Here is a 16,147-nt window from a genome sequence, read left to right as displayed (position 1 = left end):
CGGGCCGGCCGCTACGATCACGCGGCATGGGTGATCCTCCTAGTCCTGACCCCCTGACGGGGGTCCCCCACACCACCGCCCGGCCGCCACGGCGCGCCGGTGCCCGCCCGACCGGGTCGAGGTGACATGACCTTCGACCTGCTGATGCTGGCCGTCGGACTGGTCCTCACCGTCGGCACCGGCGTCTTCGTCGCCTCGGAGTTCTCGCTGGTCAACCTGGACCGCAGCGAGCTCGAGGCCCGCCAGGAGCGCGGCGAGAAGGGCCTCGGCCCGACCATCGGCGCCCTGAAGACCACCTCGACCCACCTCTCCAGCGCCCAGCTCGGCATCACGCTGACCACGCTGCTCACCGGCTACACCTTCGAGCCGGCGTTCAGCCGGCTGCTCGAGGGCCCGCTCGGTGCGCTCGGGCTGCCCTCGGCGCTGGTGAGCGCGGTGGGCACCGTGCTCGGCGTGGCGCTGGCCACCCTGCTGTCGATGCTCATCGGCGAGCTGGTGCCCAAGAACTTCGCGCTGGCCCTGCCGCTGCAGACCGCCCGGGTGGTGGTGCCGCTGCAGGTCGCCTTCACCACGGTGTTCAAGCCGCTGGTGCTGCTGTTCAACAACACCGCCAACGCGGTCATCCGCGCCATGGGAATCGAGCCCAAGGAGGAGCTGTCCGGGGCCCGCAGCGCCGAGGAGCTGTCCTCGCTGGTGCGGCGCTCGGCGATGGAGGGCATCCTCGACGCCGACCACGCCACCCTGCTCAACCGCACGCTGCGCTTCAGCAGCCACTCCGCCGGCGACGTGATGACGCCGCGGGTGAGGATGGCCAAGCTGGACGACGACGACCCGGCCGGGGACATCATCGAGCTGGCCCGCCGCACCGGGTTCTCCCGCTTCCCGGTCACCGGGGAGGACGTCGACGACATCGTGGGCGTGGTGCACGTCAAGGCCGCCTTCGCCCTGGACGCCGAGGAGCTCGCCCGCCGCACGGTGCGCGACCTGATGGTCGAACCGCTGCGGGTGCCGGAGCTGATGGGCGTCGAGCGGCTGCTCGGGCTGCTGCGCACCGCCGGCTTCCAGATCGCGGTGGTGACCGACGAGTACGGCGGCACCGCCGGCATCGTGACCCTGGAGGACCTGGTCGAGGAGCTGGTCGGCGAGCTGGAAGACGAGCACGACCGCTCCCGCGTCGGCCTGGTCCGCCACGGCGACGACTCCATCGTGTTCAACGCCGGGCTGCGTCCCGACGAGCTGCTGGAGCGCACCGGCGTCCGGGTCCCCGACGACGACGAGTACGACACCGTCGGCGGGTTCGTGATCGACCAGCTCGACCGGCTGCCCGAGGTCGGCGACGAGGTCGCCGTCGACCAGGGCGTGCTCCGGGTGGAGCGCATCGACGGCGCCCGGATCGAGCGGCTGCGCTTCACCCCGACCCCGCCCGAGCCCACCGACGAGCAGCTCGCGACAGGAGCCGACCATGGCTGAGTACGTGCCCGGCATCGCGGCCCTGTTCGTGCTGCTGGCCCTCAACGCCTTCTTCGTGGGGGCCGAGTTCGCGGTCATCTCCGCCAAGCGCTCGCAGGTCGAGCCGCGGGCCGAGGCGGGCAGCCGCGCCGCCCAGACCACGCTGTGGGCGATGGAGCACGCCACCTTGATGCTGGCCACCAGCCAGCTGGGCATCACCGTCTGCTCGCTGCTGATCCTCAACGTCTCCGAGCCGGCCATCCACCACCTGCTGGAGTACCCGCTGGAGGCGACGCCGCTGCCGGTGGAGGCCATCGGCGGGGTGGCCTTCGTGATCGCCCTGGTGCTGGTCACCTTCCTGCACGTGGTGTTCGGGGAGATGGTGCCCAAGAACCTGGCCTTCTCGCTGCCCACCCGGGCGGCGCTGCTGCTGGCGCCCCCGCTGGTGATGGTGTCGCGCATCTTCCGGCCGGTGATCTGGACCCTCAACGCCGCCGCGAACGCGGTGCTCCGGCTGTTCAGGGTCGAGCCGAAGGACGAGGCGACCAGCACCTTCACGCTGGACGAGGTGGCCACCATCGTCGAGCAGTCCACCCGCGAGGGCACGCTGAGCGACAACACCGGCGCGCTGACCGCCGCCTTCGAGTTCACCGAGAAGAAGGTGTCCGACGTGGAGGTGCCGCTGGCGGAGATGGTGGTGCTGCCGCACCGCTCCACCCCGGCGCAGGTGCAGCAGGCGGTGGCCGAGCACGGGTTCTCCCGCTACATCCTCACCGGGCCGGACGGCGCCCCGGCCGGCTACCTGCACCTCAAGGACGTCCTCGACGCCACCGGCCCCGACGACCGGGACGAGCCGGTGGCGGCCAAGCGGATCCGCACCCTCAGCTCGGTGTCCCGCGACGCCGACCTGGAGGACGCGCTGGCCTCGATGCGCCAGGCCGGCTCGCACGTGGCCACCAGCTACGACAGCGAGGGCAACCCCACCGGCGTGCTGTTCCTGGAGGACATCATCGAGGAGCTGGTCGGCGAGGTGGAGGACGCCACCAGCGGCGGCCCGACCAGCTGACGGGCCCGGTCTCCCGGTTCCGCCCCGGCGCGGCCCGCCGGCGGGCTAGCGTCCTGCCATGTCGCGGACGTGGCCGGACTGGGCGCTGGCTCTGCACACCTGGGTGGTCGGAGCGGTCGTGCTCGGCACCGTCTGGGGGCTCGGCTCCGCCAGCGTCGTGGCCGGGGTCGTCGGCGGCGTGGTGTTCGGCACCTTCGGCGGGGTCGGCGTGGTCGTGCTCCTGCGGAGCCTGCGCTCCGAGCCGGTGCGCGGCGAGCGGGTGCGGGCGGCGCTGCCCCTGGCCGTGCTGGTCGGGACGCTGGCCGGCGGTGCGGTGATGGCCCTCCTGCTGTGGCTCGCCCTCCGCGGTTGACCCCCGCCCGGGCCGCACGCGCCCCTCAGCGCGCGGCGCCGAACCACCGCGACAGCCGGCTCTCCAGGTCGGGCTGGTCCTCCCCGACCCAGGCGACGTGGCCGTCGGGGCGCAGCAGCGCGGCGGGCAGATCCAGCTCCTCGACGGACCCGACCAGCGGCGCCACGGGCTCGACGACGTGGTCCACCCGGTCGGCCCAGCCCGCCACCGAGAGGTGCCCGGTCGGGTCGAGCAGCAGCCCGCGTCCGCGGTGCATCCGCTCGTAGAGCCGCCCGGACCCCACCGCCAGGTCGGGCAGCCGGCGACCGACCAGCGGGTGCCCGGGGCCGAGGTCGTAGCGGACGCCGGTCGCGATCACCTTCTCGGTCAGGTACCGGTTCACCTCCTCGAAGTCCAGCAGCTGGGCGAGCAGCCGGCGCACCGCCTGCGCCCCGGGTTCGGTGGACAGCAGCTCCATCTGCGCGCGGGTGCTGTCCAGCACGTCCGCCGCGACCGGGTGGCGCTCGGCGCAGTAGCTGTCGAGCAGGTCCGTCGGCGCCCAGCCGGCCACCTCGGCGGCCAGCTTCCAGCCGAGGTTGAACGCGTCCTGGAGGCCCAGGTTGAGCCCCTGCCCGCCCACCGGCGGGTGGACGTGCGCCGCGTCCCCGGCCAGCAGCACCCGCCCGACCCGGTAGCGCTCGACCAGCCGGGTGGCGTCGCCGAAGCGGGACAGCCAGCGCGGTGAGTGGACTCCGAAGTCGGTGCCGGCGGTCGTCTGCAGCTGCTCCCGGAACTCCTCCAGCGTCGGCGGCACCGAGCGGTCCCGGGCCACGCCCGCCGCGGGCACCACCACCCGGTACACCCCGCCGCCCACGGGACCCAGGCCGAAGCGTTTCTCGGTCCGGCGGACCTCGGCCACCACGGCGGCCACCTCCTCGGCCGTCGCCGTCACCTCCATCTCGCCCAGCAGCGTGTCGACCCGGGACGGCTCGCCGGGGAAGCCGACGCCGAGCAGCCGGCGCACGGTGCTCCGGCCGCCGTCGCAGCCGACCAGGTAGCGCGCCCGCACCTGGCTGCCGTCGGCCAGCTCGGCGGTGACCGCGTCCTCGTCCTGGTTGAGCCCGACCAGCGCGCAGCCGCGGCGGATCTCCGTGCCCACCTCGACGGCGTGCTCGACCAGCAGCCGGTCGGTGACCGGCTGCGGCAGGGCGAGGACGTAGGCGTGGGCGCTGTCCAGCCCGGTCGGGGCCGGCTTCTCGATGCCGGCGAAGTAGCCGCCGAGGGGGAAGGTGCGGCCGGCGGCCAGGAAGCGCTCCAGCAGGCCGCGCGAGTCGAGCACCTCGATGCTGCGCGCGTGCAGCCCGAGCGAGCGGACGAAGGTCGGCGGCTCCTCGTCCTTCTCGAGCACCAGCACCGACACCTCGTGCAGCCGCAGCTCGGCGGCGAGCAGGGAGCCGGTGGGGCCGGCGCCCACGATGACCACGTCGTGCACGTCCATCTCCTCGGGGTGTGGTGGCCCCGGGCTGGGGTGGTTGCGGGGCCGAGGCGCCCGATTCTCCGGCAGCACCGGGGCCTTGCCGCAAGAGCGGGGGTGCGCTATAGCTTGGGTGTGGCGAGGGGTTGGTCCCCTCGCCGTCGTCGTCCCCGGGGGACGTCTGGACTCAGGGCTCGACCAGACCGGTGCGGTAGGCGATCACCACGGCCTGGGTGCGGTCCCGCGCGCCGAGCTTGGCCAGCACCGAGGCGACGTGGGTCCGCACGGTCTCGACGCCCAGCACGAGCTCCGCGGCGATCTCGGCGTTGGTCATCCCCTGCCCGACGAGGGCCAGCACCTGCTGCTCCCGCGGCGTCAGCGGCGGCCCGTCGTGGCGGGCGGTGCGCCGGCGGGGACGCAGCAGCGCCCGGACCGCCTCGGGGAACAGCAGGCTCTGCCCCGTCGCGACGGTGCGCACCGCCTGCACCATCTCCTCCGCGCGGGCCCGCTTGAGCAGGAACCCCGATGCCCCTGCGGCGAGCGCGTCGACGACGTGGTCGTCGCTGGCGAAGGTGGTGATCACCAGCACCTTGGGCGGTGCGGGCTGACGCAGCACCAGCTCGGTGGCCCGGATGCCGTCCACCTCGGGCATCCGGACGTCCATGCACACCACGTCGGGGCGGAGCCGGCGCACCAGCGCCACCGCCTCCGCGCCGTCGCCGGCCTCGCCGACCACCTCCAGGTCGGGTTCGGCGTCGAGGATCAGCGCGAGCCCGCGTCGCACCAGCGGCTCGTCGTCGACCAGCACGACCCGGACCGGTCGGCCGGGGACGGGGACGTCAGGCACGGTCGCTCCTCTCCGGCAGCGGCAGCGTGGCCCGCAGCACCCAGTGCTCGCCCTCCGGCCCGGCCTCGACCGTGCCGCCGAAGAGCGCCACCCGCTCGCGGACGCCGGCGAGCCCCCGGCCGCCGCCGCGCCGGGACGTCCGGCCGCCGCGCGGGTTGCTGACCTCGACGGTGAGCACGCCGGCGCCGGCGGACACCACCAGCCGCACCGGGCCGGTGCCGTGGCGGTGGGCGTTGGTGAGCGCCTCGGCGGTGATCCGCTGCACGGTGCGCTGCAGCAGCGGCGGGAGCCCGGCCGGCAGGTCGAGCCGGGCGTCGACCACCAGACCGGCACGGCGGTGGGTCTCGACGACACCGGCCAGGTCGACCGGCGCCACCGCTCCCGGCCGGTCCTCGCGCAGCACGGCGAGCAGCTCGTCGAGCTCGGCCAGGGCGTCGCGGGCGGTGTCCTCGATGGTGGCGAAGGCGGCCGCCGCGGCGGCGGGGTCCTGGCCGCCGACCCGGCGACCGGCCGCGGCCTGCACGCTGACGATGGTCAGCGCGTGCCCGATGCCGTCGTGCAGCTCGCGGGCGAGGCGGGTGTGCTCGGCCTCCCGGGCGGCCCGCGAGGTGGCGAGCTCCAGCCGGTCCGAGGCGGTCGGGCCGAGGAACCGGCCGGCCCAGCGGGCCGCCACCGCACCGACCGGCCAGCAGGCCGCCAGCCCGGCCAGCCCGACGACGACCGCGGCGGCGGCCAGGGCGGCGCGGGCCGCGGGCGCGGCGGGGACGTCGACCACCGTGCCGGCGCGCCCGGTGACGGTCTCGACCAGCACCAGCCCGGCTGCCGGGACGGCCGCGAACAGCCCCACCCCGACCAGCACGCCCGCCAGCTGGTGCAGCACCACCCAGGCCATGGTCTGGCGCCGGTGCGCCCACCGCGGCCTGCGCGGCACCACCAGCTCCGCGTCGGCGTCCAGCATCGTGCGGGCGGCGGTCACCTCCAGCTCCCGCGCGCCGGGGACGAGCCCCAGGCCGGCGCCGGCGAGCACGGTGACGAGCACCACCACCTCCCGCGGCAGCCCGGGCGCGACGACGGCGAGCAGGCTGACCACGAGCAGTGCCGTGGCCAGCCCGATCGCGGCGCCCAGCATGAGCCAGGCGAACCGCCGCAGGAGACGCCGGGTCATGTGCTCATCCTGCCGACACCGCGGTGCTCGTGGTGCCGGCGTCGCCCGCAGGGGCGTCGGGGGCAGCGGGGGTGGATGCGGCGGCGTCCTGGCGGCGGTGCCCGACGTAGCCCCACACCGCGAGCGCCAGCGCCGGACCCCACAGCCAGCAGGGGAACACCAGCGCCAGGGTGGTCACCTGCACGACGGTGCCCTCGGGCAGCCCGAAGAGCATCGGCACGGCGGTGAAGCACAGCACGGCGGCGACGAGCCCGCCGGGGACGGCCGCCGCGGCGACCGGCACGGGCCGGCCGGCCAGCCCGGGCACCCAGCGGGGGAAGACCTCGCCCCACGGCCGGACCAGGCCGAGGGTGAGCACGGACCCGAGCCACGCGCCGCTGGACAGCAGCAGCCCCCAGATCCGCATGGACAGGTCCAGACCCTCGGGCGCGAGCGCCGGCGGCACCAGCGAGGAGGGCAGCAGCCAGCTGAGCCGCAGCACGGCGTAGGGCAGCGGGCCGCAGGCCGCGACGACGGTGAGCACGGTGCGGTGCCGGGTCACCCAGGCGGTGGCGCGGGCGGCACCCGGCGTCCCGGCGAGCGCGGCGGCGACGGCCGCGGCCCAGCTGGTGCCGACCAGCAGGAGCAGCAGGGCGACCAGCATCCGCGGCGCCTGGGCGGCGAGCCCGGCGCCGAGGGTGGCGGCCAGCGCGGCCAGCGCCTCCCGGCCGAGCACCACGCCGACGACGGCCGCGACCAGCGCCGGGACCCCGACCAGCCAGCGGGCGACGGGGTAGCGGCGCACCACCTGCACCAGCAGGACGGCGAGCACCACCGGCATCGCCATCGCCACCAGGTAGCCGGCGATGGACAGCGTCCCCATGCTCTGCAGCAGCACGCCGAAGCACAGCAGCTGCACCACGCCGCCGGCGACGACGACGTGGCGGCGCACCGCGCGGGCCAGCGCGGCGAGCCCCACCGCCACCCCGGTCAGGGCGGCGACGGTGTGGACGACCGTGGTCGGCAGCGGCCCGGCGAGCGCCGACAGCCAGGCGCTGGAGGGCTGGCTGTAGAAGAAGCTCGTGGCCGGCAGCAGCAGCCAGCCCAGCCCGAGCAGGGCGGCGACGGCACTGGTCGCGGTCGCGCCGGCGAGGGCGGTCCGGGAGGTGCCGGTGAGGCGGTTCATGGGTGTCCTTCCGTGGCAGGTTCGCGGTGGTTCCCACGGTTCCGGACGCCGGCCGCCGCCTCCTCCCCCGCGCGGGTGATCCGGGCCGTCGCACGGGTGAGGCGGTCCCGCCGCCCGGGACCTTGACATGCAAGTCGCTACTTGCCTAACGTTCCGGACGTGGCCGACGTCTTCCGTGCGCTGTCCGACCCCACGCGGCGGGCGATCCTCGACGAGCTGTCGGCGCGCGACGGCCAGACGCTGTTCGAGCTGTGCGGCCGGCTGGCGACCAACCACGACCTGACGTCGTCGCGGCAGGCCGTCTCGCAGCACCTGGAGGTGCTGCAGGACGTCGGCCTGGTCCGGGCCCGACGGGACGGCCGCTACAAGATCCACCACCTCGACACGGCTCCGCTGGAGCCGCTCGTCGGACGCTGGCTGGACCGCCCCGCGGCCACCCGCCCGACGGCTGCCGAGGACACCGGCACGAGCGAGGAGAAGGGGTCCGGCTTGCGGATCGCGCTGATGAGCGTGCTCGTCGACGACCAGCAGAAGGCGGTGCGGTTCTACACCGAGGTGCTGGGCTTCCGGGTCAAGCACGACGTGCCGGTCGGCGAGGCCCGGTGGATCACCCTGGTGTCGCCCGCCGACCCGGACGGCACCGAGCTCGTGCTCGAGACCAGCGACCTGCCGGCCGCCGAGGCGTACCGGGACGCGCTGGTGGCCGACGGCATCCCCTTCACCTCCTTCGCCGTCGACGACGTCGACGCCGAGCACCGGCGGCTGCGCGCTCTCGGGGTGCACTTCACCCAGCCGCCCACCGTGATGGGGGACACGACCACGGCCGTGCTCGACGACACCTGCGGCAACCTCGTGCAGATCCACCAGTGGGCACCGCCCGCCGAGCCCGGCCCGGCCCCGTCGCCCACCCCCTGAGGCCCTCCCCCAGCCCCCCGGCCCCTCCCCCGAGCCCACCACCACCCCACCCGAAGCACCCGACGAAGGAGACAGCAGTGGACGAGACCATCCGCGAGGACGAGAGCCTGGCGGCCGTGCAGCGCCGCCTGGTCGACCGCGAGCTCCCCCAGGGCCCCGGCCGGGCGGCCGTGCTGCGGCGCCGCCTGGACGCCCCGGTCGAGCAGGTCTGGTCGGCCCTCACCACCCCCGACAAGATCGACCGGTTCTTCCTGCCGGTCGGCGGCGACCTCCGCGAGGGCGGGTCCTACGCCTTCGAGGGGCAGGCCAGCGGCCGGATCCTGGTCTGCCGCGCCCCCGACCTGCTGCGGGTGGAGTGGCTGCCGCCGGACCGCGACGAGGTGGACCAGGTGGAGCTCCGGCTGAGCGCCGACGGGCCGGACGCCACCTGGCTGGAGCTCGAGCACGCCTCCGTCGCCGACGTCTTCACCACCGACCTCTCCGGCGACAAGTTCAGCCCGGCCATCGGCTGGGAGAGCCCGCTGCACTACCTCGTCGAGTACCTGCGCGGGGCGCTGCCGGACCGGCCCAGCGCCGAGTGGTACGTCTTCGACGAGGCCGAGGAGATCCGCCTGGCCAGGCTCCGCGCGGTGGAGTGGGCCGAGGCCGAGGCGCGCTACGCCGCCTCCCGGTCGGCCGGGCAGGGATGAGCGGGGTCCGGGAGGACGGCGCCCCGCCGCCGTCCGGCGACCGGCCCGTCCCGGAGCGGGGGTTCCGCACCTTCCTGCACGTGCTGGTCAACACCGCGGTGGCCAACGTCACCACGAGCTTCCTCTGGTTCGCGCTGACCTTCTGGATCTACGCCGAGACCCGCAACGTCATCGCCACCGGCGTGATCGGCGGGGTGTACATGCTGTTCGTCTCGCTGTTCAGCATGTTCTTCGGCACGCTCGTCGACCGCTTCCGCAAGAAGTCGGTGATGGTGTGGTCCACCTCGGCCACCCTCGCGGTCTTCCTGGCCGACGCCCTGTTCTTCGTGGTCGTGGGCGAGCAGGCCATCACCGACCTCCGCCAGCCGTGGTTCTGGGTCTTCGCGGTCGTCATGCTCGCGGGGGCCGTGGTCGAGCAGCTGCGCAACATCGCCCTGTCGACCACCGTCACGCTGCTGGTGCCCGAGGAGCGCCACGCCAACGCCAACGGCCTCGTCGGCGCCGTGCAGGGGCTGGCCATGCTGGTCACCAGCGTCTTCAGCGGTCTGTCGGTGGGCTTCCTCGGCATGGGCTGGACGCTCGTGCTGGGCATCACCGCCCTGGCGCTGACCATGGTGCACCTGCTCGCGCTGCGGATCCCCGAGCGTCCCGTCCCCGCGCCGCAGCAGCCCAGCCGCTGGGTCGACCTGCGCGGCGGGTGGGCGGCCGTGCTGGCCGTGCCCGGGCTGCTGGCCCTGGTGGCGTTCACCACGCTCAACAACCTCTTCAGCGGCGCCTCGATGGCCCTGATGGACCCGTACGGCATCGAGCTGTTCGGCGTGCAGGGCTGGGGCATCTGGTTCGCGGTCGCCTCCACCGGCTTCATCGCGGGCGGGGCGCTGGTGGCGAGCACGGGGCTCGGGCGCAACCCCGTCCGCACCATGCTGCTGGTGGCCGGGTGCGTCGGCGTGGTGGGCGCGGTGTTCACGCTGCGCGAGTGGGGGTGGCTGTTCGTCGCGGGCACCTGGCTGACCATGGCGCTGTACCCCGCGATCGAGGCCGCCGAGCAGACCGTCATCCAGCGGGTGGTGCCCTACGAGAAGCAGGGCCGGGTGTTCGGCTTCGCGATGACCTTCGAGGCCGCGGCCGCGCCGGTCACCGCGCTGCTGGTCGCCCCGCTGGCCCAGCTGTGGGTGATCCCGCACCTGCGCTCCGAGGTTGGGCAGCGGCAGTGGCAGTGGCTGCTGGGCACCGGCGACACCCGAGGCATCGCCCTGGTCCTCGTCGTCACCGGGACCTGCTGCGCCCTGCTGGCCGTCGCCGCGCTCTGCAGCCCGCAGTACCGCCGGCTCTCACGCCGGTACCGGGCCACCGCCCCCGACGACACCGCGGACGAGCAGCAGCCCGGCGACCCGGGGACCTCCTCCGCGACCACCCGGCAGCCGCAGCCGGGCACCTCCTCCTAGCCGTGCGCCTCCTGCTGGCCGTGCCCTCCTGCTGGCCGTGCACTCCTGCTGACGGGGCACCTCGTGGCCGACCGCGCCAAGGGGGGAACCCGGGCTCACCGGCGGTGGCGGTCGACGTGCTCCTGGGCGACCTCGCGCAGCTTGACGTTGCGGTGCTGCGACTCCTCGGCCAGCAGCGCGAAGGCGCGCTCGGCGTCCACCCCGAGCCGGACCATGAGCATCCCCACCGCCTGGCCGATCAGCCGCTGCGAGCGCATCGCCACCCGGAAGTGCTCCACGTCCGCGCTGGCGTCCATCCACGCCGCGTGGAGCTCCTGCGCCCGGGCGTACAGGTCGCTGTCGGCCTCGTCGAGGGCGGGTTCGGCCTCCAGCTGACGCTGCGACCGGGCCCTCATCCACTCGGTCACCTCGGTCACCCGGTGCATCAGCAGGACGACCTCGCCGTCCTCGTCGAGGACCGGCACGTTGACCGGGCTCCACCACCGCTCGGTGAAGGTCTCGGTCGCCGGGTCGACCAGGTCGTACTTCTGCACCGGCATGGTGTCGGGCTGCCTGGTCCGCAGCACCCGCTCCAGCGACGCGCGCAGGTTCTGCACGCCGGTGGCGGCCGGGTCGTCGGGGTTGTCGGGGAAGGCCTCGAACAGCGGACGGCCGAGGACGTCCTCGCGGCGGATCCCGGTGGCCTGCTCCCGCGCCCGGTTCACGCCGACGATCACGAGGTCCGGCGTCAGCACCAGGTACGGGGTCGGGGCGGCGTCGAACAACGCCTGGTAGTCCACCGTAAACTCTTCCATGGTCCCTCCTGAGGCCGCCCGCGACACCATCATGGGGCCGGGTCCATCATGGCGGCAGACACGGCGCCGCGCTGCCGTGTCCGCTCAGTCCAACCGCGCCCGCAGGAAGCGCAGCGGGTGACGACGACGCCCGCCCGACTCCGCCGTGTCGGCCAGCACCTCGACCAGCACCTCCGGCTCGGCGTGGGTGATGGCCACCGGGTCGCCGCCGAAGTGGGCCGAGCGGATCCGGTCGGGCCACGGGTGCGGGCTGCGGGGCGCGGAGAGCAGCGGTGCCACCTGCTCGGCCTGGCGGGGCGTCAGCGGGGCGCGGCCCAGGATGGTGAGCTCGCCGTCGTCCCAGCGGCCCACCACCAGCGCCTCCGGCCGCTCGAGCGGGCCGACGACGGCGCCGACCACCCCCTCGAGGGTCTCGCGGTGCTTCACCTTGAGCCAGCTGCCGGCCGCGCCGTAGCGCGCCGCCGCCCGCTTGGCCACCACCCCCTCGATGCCCATCGGCGCCAGCGCCTCCATCCAGGCGGCCGCCTCCTCCACCTCCCGGGCGAAGGGGGTGAGCTGGACCGGTGGCCGCCAGCCGGTCGCCAGCTGCTCCAGCCGCGACCGCCGTCGGGTCCACGGCTCGGCCACGGTGGCGCTGCCGCGCTCGGCGAGCAGGTCGAAGACCATCAGCGTGGCCGGGTCGCTCCTGGCCGAGGCGCCCGCCCGCCGGGGCCCGCCGGCCATCCGCTGCTGCAGGGCGTCGAAGCTGAGCCGCCCGTCGCGGTAGACCACCAGCTCCGCGTCGACCTCGGTGCCGTCGCCGAGCTGCTCGGCCACCGCGCCCGCCACCTCCGGGAACAGCCCGGTCAGCACCGTGCCGCGCCGCGACACCAGCCGGGCGACCCCGCCGGTGACGCCCGCCCGCACCCGGTAGCCGTCGTACTTGGGCTCGAAGACCCAGCCCCCACCGACCGGCAGGCGCTCGGTGGTCTGGGCTCGCATCAGGGGGCCGCTCACCTCGCCAGTCTCACAGCAGGGCCGCGCGCGGCACCGCCGGGCTCCGGCCCGCCGGCCGACACGCCAGGTAACGGCTGTGTCACGAACGGTGACTCCACGCAGCAGGTGCGGCAGGATGCCGGAAAACGCCGGTTCCTCGCACGGAACCGCTGCTACCGGAGGGACACTCGTGAGGATCGCCCGACTCGCCGCAGGATCCGTCGTGCTGGCCCTGGTGGCCACCGGCTGCTCGAGCGGGGGTGACGGCGGGGGCGGCGGCGACCAGGGCGGCGGCGACGCCACGGTCCGGCTGGCGCTGACCCAGGATGTCGACACGCTGCTGCCGATGGACTCCAACGTGGGCGACAACATCGCCGTGCTGGACGTCATCTACGACGGGCTGGTCCGCTACGACCCGCAGACCACCGAGCCGTACAACTACCTGGCCGAGGACATCAGCACCGAGGACAACGTGGTCTGGACGATCGCCATCAAGGAGGGCACCACCTTCCACAACGGCGAGCCGGTGGACGCCGAGGCCTTCGCCCGCGCCTGGAACTACGCCGCCTACGGCCCCAACGCGATGGAGAACAACTACTTCTTCGAGCGCATCGAGGGCTACGACGCGATGCAGGGCGACTACGAGGTGAGCGAGGACGGAGAGGTCACCGTCAACGAGGAGCCGAGCGCCGACACCCTGTCCGGGCTGGAGGTGGTGGACCCCACCACCCTGGAGGTGACCCTCAACGGGCCCTTCGCCGGCTTCGACACGATGCTCGGCTACACCGGCTTCTTCCCCATCGCGCAGGCCTGCCTCGACGACATCGACGCCTGCGCCACCCAGCCGATCGGCAACGGCCCCTTCCAGGTCGAGCAGTGGCAGCAGGGCCAGTCGCTGACCGCCACCAAGTTCGAGGGCTACACCGGCGAGGAGGCCCCGAACTTCGACCGGATCGAGTGGACCGAGTACTCCGGCTCCTCCTCCTGGCCCGACTTCCAGGCCGGCATCCTCGACACCGGCACCCCGCCGCCGGCGGAGTGGCAGCAGGCCAACGCCGACCCCGACCTGTCCACCCGCAAGGTCGAGGTCGCGGGCGCGGCGCTGACCTACCTGGGCTTCCCGCTCTACGAGGGCGAGCCGTGGACCGACGTCGAGTTCCGCAAGGCGATCTCGATGGCCATCGACCGGCAGGCCGTGATCGACGCGGTGCTGCCCGGGCAGGGCGTCCCGGCCGACAGCTGGGTGGTGCCCGAGCGCGTCCCCGGCGGCGTGGCCGGCACCTGCCAGTGGTGCACCTTCGACCCCGACGCCGCCAAGCAGGCCCTGGAGGCCGCCGGCGGCTGGCCCGAGGGCGAGACGCTGACCATCCACCTGGGCACCGACGAGACCCAGCTGGAGTACTTCCAGGCCATCGGCGACCAGATCACCCTCAACCTGGGGATCCCCTACGAGCTGGACCCGAGCCCGGACTACTTCGCCCGCCGCGCCGCCCGCGACTTCAGCGGGCCCTTCCGGGCCAACTGGTTCCCCGACTACCCGCTCAACGAGAACTACCTGGGTCCGGTGTACGGCGGCGGCGAGCCCGACGAGGGCAACACCAGCTTCGGCTACTACAACGAGGAGTTCGAGCAGCTGATCGCCGAGGGCGACCGGGCCGCCGACCTGGACGCCGCCGTGGCCAAGTACGCCGAGGCCGAGAAGGTGCTGGCCGAGGACTTCCCGACCGTGCCGATCAGCTTCAGCCAGGTCACCGTCTTCCACAGCGACCGGGTCTCGAACGTCGTGCTGGACCCGTTCAGCGGCTCGGTGAAGCTGCGTCTGCTCGAGGTGGCCTGAGGACGGCGGGACGGGGAGGGCGAGGACGACCGGGTGGGGCGCTACGTCGCGCGACGGCTGCTGCAGGGCCTGCTGACCCTGTTCCTGGTGATGGTGCTGCTGCACCTGCTGACCACGGCCGCGATCCAGCTCAACGGCAACCCCGCGCTGGCCTTCTTCGGTGACCGGGTGCCGACCGCGGCCCAGCTGCAGGCGGTCTCGGAGCGCTACGGGCTGGGCGACGCCTGCTACAACCAGCTCGGCAACCCCTGCGTGGGGCCGTTCCTGGACCGGCTGGCCGCCTACGCCACCGGCGACTTCGGCACCGACCTGCGCGGCCGCGAGGTGACCGAGATCGTCGCGGTCGCCGCACCCAACACGCTGCGGCTGTTCGCCGTGGTGGGGCTGACCTGGCTGGTGGTCGGGATGACCCTGGGCAGCCTGGCCGCCCGCTACCGCGGCCGGGCCGCCGACCACGGCATCCGGGCCGGGTCGATCCTCGTCGACGCCTTCCCGGTGTTCGTGATGCTGCTGGTCTACAAGTTCGTCGTCACCGTGCCGATGAGCACCTGGGCCCGCGACACCTTCGGCGCGGAGTCGCTGCCCGCGCTGCTGTTCCGCCCGTCCTTCTCCCCCGACCACCCGTGGGCCACCGTGCTGGTGCCGGGGGTGCTGCTCGGGCTGGCCGGGTCGGCGGCCTTCATCCGGCTGGTCCGCGCCGCGCAGCTGGAGAACTACAACGCCGAGCACGTCCGCACCGCCCGCTCCAAGGGCCTGGGCGAGCGGCACGTCACGCTGTTCCACATCGTCCGCAACTCCTCCATCCCGGTGGTGACGGCGATCGGCTTCGTGTTCGCCGAGGCGCTGGCCGGCGCGGTGGTCACCGAGGGCCTGATGAACGTCTACGGGATGGGCGGGGTGCTGTGGAGCGCGGTCCGCGACTCCGACGTCTCCGTGGTGGTCGGCATCGTCACCCTGCTGGCCGTGGTCACGGTCGTGGTGATGATCGTGGTCGACCTGCTCTACGCCGCGCTCGACCCGAGGATCCGCTTTGACTGACCCGACGACCAGCGCCCTGGTGGCCCGCGAGGCCGACGCCTCCGGGCCCGGTGGCCCCGCCCGCCGCGATCCCTCCCGCAGCCTGTGGTCGGAGGCCTTCCGGACCCTGCGGCGGCGCCCGAGCGTCGTCGCGGCCTCCGTGGTGGTGCTGTTCTTCGCCGTGGTGGCCCTCGTCCCCGGGCTGTTCACCGCCAAGGACCCGCGCCGCTGCGACATCGGCGAGTCCCGGCTGACCCCGCAGGGGCTGGGGGCCGAGCACCCGCTGGGCACCAACGTCCGCGGCTGCGACGTCTGGGCGCAGGTGATCCACGGCGCCCAGCCCTCGCTGCTGCTGGCCTTCGTGGTCGTCGGCGCCTCGGTGCTGATCGGGCTCGTGCTGGGCACCCTGTCCGGCTACTACCTGGGCTGGGTCGACGCCCTCACCTCCCGGTTGGTCGAGGTGTTCCTGGTGATCCCGCTGCTGCTGGCGGCGCTGCTGGCCCTGTCGCTGTTCCGCAACGTCGACCTCGGCACCGGGCAGCTGGCCAGCATCCTGCAACCCGCGCTGGTGCTGACCGCCTTCGGCTGGATGGGCTACACCCGCTACGTCCGCGCCAGCGTGCTCGAGGCCAGGAACCTGGACTACGTCACCGCCGCCACCGTCCTCGGCGCCTCCGACCTGCGGGTGATGTTCCGCCACGTGCTGCCCAACGCGATCGGCCCGGTCACCGCGCTGGTCCCCACCGCCATCGCGGGCGTGATCAGCACCGAGGCGGTGCTGGCCTTCCTGGGCATCGGGATCAGCCCGCCGGCGGTGAGCTGGGGGATCATGATCTCCGAGGGCTCGGAGTGGTTCACCCCCGGCACCCGCCACCTGCTGGTGGTGCCGCTGAGCTGCCTGCTGGCCACCGTGCTCTCCTTCGTGGTGCTGGGTGACAGCCTCCGCGACGCCCTCGACCCGAAGCTGAGGTGAGCACC

Annotated in this window: 15 protein-coding genes; 9 read left to right on the top strand and 6 right to left on the bottom strand. The window is 74.0% G+C overall.

The features are described from left to right. Positions 1 to 126: 126 nt before the first annotated feature. The 3 genes from GC722_RS03690 to GC722_RS03680 are packed head-to-tail and all read left to right on the top strand — an operon-like array spanning position 127 to position 2,867. Positions 127 to 1,470, top strand: a complete 1,344-nt coding sequence (locus tag GC722_RS03690; RefSeq protein ID WP_156608073.1) for a hemolysin family protein — start codon at positions 127 to 129, stop codon at positions 1,468 to 1,470. After that, positions 1,463 to 2,515, top strand: a complete 1,053-nt coding sequence (locus tag GC722_RS03685; protein WP_156608070.1) for a hemolysin family protein — start codon at positions 1,463 to 1,465, stop codon at positions 2,513 to 2,515. Before GC722_RS03690 ends, GC722_RS03685 begins: the two co-directional genes overlap by 8 nt. 58 nt (positions 2,516 to 2,573) lie before the next feature. Then, positions 2,574 to 2,867: a hypothetical protein gene (locus tag GC722_RS03680; RefSeq protein WP_156608068.1), complete on the top strand. Its 294-nt coding sequence runs from the start codon at positions 2,574 to 2,576 to the stop codon at positions 2,865 to 2,867. A 25-nt stretch (positions 2,868 to 2,892) separates the two neighbouring features. On the opposite strand, the gene rox is transcribed toward GC722_RS03680, so the two are convergent. The 4 genes from rox to GC722_RS03660 form a co-directional block, all read right to left on the bottom strand. After that, positions 2,893 to 4,338: a rifampin monooxygenase gene (rox, locus tag GC722_RS03675; RefSeq protein WP_456298109.1), complete on the bottom strand. Its 1,446-nt coding sequence runs from the start codon at positions 4,336 to 4,338 to the stop codon at positions 2,893 to 2,895. 169 nt (positions 4,339 to 4,507) lie between these two features. Next, positions 4,508 to 5,167 (bottom strand): response regulator transcription factor, encoded by a 660-nt coding sequence (locus tag GC722_RS03670; RefSeq protein ID WP_331714351.1) that lies wholly within the window; start codon positions 5,165 to 5,167, stop codon positions 4,508 to 4,510. Beyond that, positions 5,160 to 6,332, bottom strand: coding sequence for a sensor histidine kinase (locus GC722_RS03665; RefSeq protein ID WP_156608064.1), 1,173 nt, complete (start codon positions 6,330 to 6,332; stop codon positions 5,160 to 5,162). The genes GC722_RS03670 and GC722_RS03665 overlap by 8 nt, the downstream gene beginning before the upstream one ends. Before the next feature lie 4 nt (positions 6,333 to 6,336). Continuing rightward, positions 6,337 to 7,497 (bottom strand): hypothetical protein, encoded by a 1,161-nt coding sequence (locus GC722_RS03660; RefSeq protein WP_156608062.1) that lies wholly within the window; start codon positions 7,495 to 7,497, stop codon positions 6,337 to 6,339. Between the two features lie 159 nt (positions 7,498 to 7,656). Between GC722_RS03660 and GC722_RS18830 the strand changes: the two genes are divergently transcribed. From GC722_RS18830 to GC722_RS03645, 3 genes are all read left to right on the top strand, one after another. Continuing rightward, a complete protein-coding gene (locus GC722_RS18830) occupies positions 7,657 to 8,412 on the top strand; it encodes a metalloregulator ArsR/SmtB family transcription factor (protein ID WP_331714350.1) in 756 nt (251 codons plus the stop codon). Between the two features lie 77 nt (positions 8,413 to 8,489). After that, the gene (locus tag GC722_RS03650; RefSeq protein ID WP_197429757.1) at positions 8,490 to 9,101 is read left to right on the top strand and encodes an SRPBCC domain-containing protein; all 612 of its coding nucleotides are present in this window, start codon (positions 8,490 to 8,492) and stop codon (positions 9,099 to 9,101) included. After that, positions 9,098 to 10,546 carry an MFS transporter gene (locus tag GC722_RS03645; RefSeq protein ID WP_156608057.1) on the top strand — a complete coding sequence of 483 codons (1,449 nt, stop codon included), beginning with the start codon at positions 9,098 to 9,100 and terminating at the stop codon, positions 10,544 to 10,546. The genes GC722_RS03650 and GC722_RS03645 overlap by 4 nt, the downstream gene beginning before the upstream one ends. 95 nt (positions 10,547 to 10,641) lie before the next feature. Here GC722_RS03645 and GC722_RS17570 read toward each other — a convergent pair whose 3' ends face one another. Both GC722_RS17570 and GC722_RS03635 read right to left on the bottom strand, forming a co-directional pair. Next, a complete protein-coding gene (locus GC722_RS17570) occupies positions 10,642 to 11,340 on the bottom strand; it encodes an ANTAR domain-containing protein (protein WP_197429756.1) in 699 nt (232 codons plus the stop codon). Positions 11,341 to 11,424: 84 nt separating this feature from the next. Further along, positions 11,425 to 12,336, bottom strand: coding sequence for an ATP-dependent DNA ligase (locus GC722_RS03635; protein WP_197429755.1), 912 nt, complete (start codon positions 12,334 to 12,336; stop codon positions 11,425 to 11,427). A gap of 169 nt (positions 12,337 to 12,505) precedes the next feature. Between GC722_RS03635 and GC722_RS03630 the strand changes: the two genes are divergently transcribed. From GC722_RS03630 to GC722_RS03620, 3 genes are read left to right on the top strand one after another with little or no spacing between them, the layout of a single operon-like run. Beyond that, positions 12,506 to 14,152, top strand: coding sequence for a peptide ABC transporter substrate-binding protein (locus GC722_RS03630; protein ID WP_197429754.1), 1,647 nt, complete (start codon positions 12,506 to 12,508; stop codon positions 14,150 to 14,152). Positions 14,153 to 14,185: 33 nt separating this feature from the next. Then, positions 14,186 to 15,190 (top strand): ABC transporter permease, encoded by a 1,005-nt coding sequence (locus GC722_RS19140; RefSeq protein WP_197429753.1) that lies wholly within the window; start codon positions 14,186 to 14,188, stop codon positions 15,188 to 15,190. Next, complete coding sequence (locus tag GC722_RS03620; protein WP_197429752.1) at positions 15,183 to 16,142, top strand: ABC transporter permease; 960 nt, start codon at positions 15,183 to 15,185, stop codon at positions 16,140 to 16,142. Before GC722_RS19140 ends, GC722_RS03620 begins: the two co-directional genes overlap by 8 nt. Positions 16,143 to 16,147: the final 5 nt, after the last annotated feature.

Source organism: Auraticoccus cholistanensis, assembly GCF_009742705.1.
Classification (GTDB): Bacteria; Actinomycetota; Actinomycetes; order Propionibacteriales; family Propionibacteriaceae; genus Auraticoccus; species Auraticoccus cholistanensis.
Note: the sequence above shows the minus strand (reverse complement) of the source record. Positions and strands in the feature narration are given on the sequence as shown.

What these genes read in the sequence shown, in the direction of transcription:
- GC722_RS03660 (WP_156608062.1), bottom strand. Translation starts at nt 7,497, where the DNA reads ATGAACCGCCTCACCGGCACCTCCCGGACCGCCCTCGCCGGCGCGACC.
- GC722_RS03665 (WP_156608064.1), bottom strand. Translation starts at nt 6,332, where the DNA reads ATGACCCGGCGTCTCCTGCGGCGGTTCGCCTGGCTCATGCTGGGCGCC.
- GC722_RS17570 (WP_197429756.1), bottom strand. Translation starts at nt 11,340, where the DNA reads ATGGAAGAGTTTACGGTGGACTACCAGGCGTTGTTCGACGCCGCCCCG.
- GC722_RS03690 (WP_156608073.1), top strand. Translation starts at nt 127, where the DNA reads ATGACCTTCGACCTGCTGATGCTGGCCGTCGGACTGGTCCTCACCGTC.
- GC722_RS03680 (WP_156608068.1), top strand. Translation starts at nt 2,574, where the DNA reads ATGTCGCGGACGTGGCCGGACTGGGCGCTGGCTCTGCACACCTGGGTG.
- GC722_RS03645 (WP_156608057.1), top strand. Translation starts at nt 9,098, where the DNA reads ATGAGCGGGGTCCGGGAGGACGGCGCCCCGCCGCCGTCCGGCGACCGG.
- GC722_RS03685 (WP_156608070.1), top strand. Translation starts at nt 1,463, where the DNA reads ATGGCTGAGTACGTGCCCGGCATCGCGGCCCTGTTCGTGCTGCTGGCC.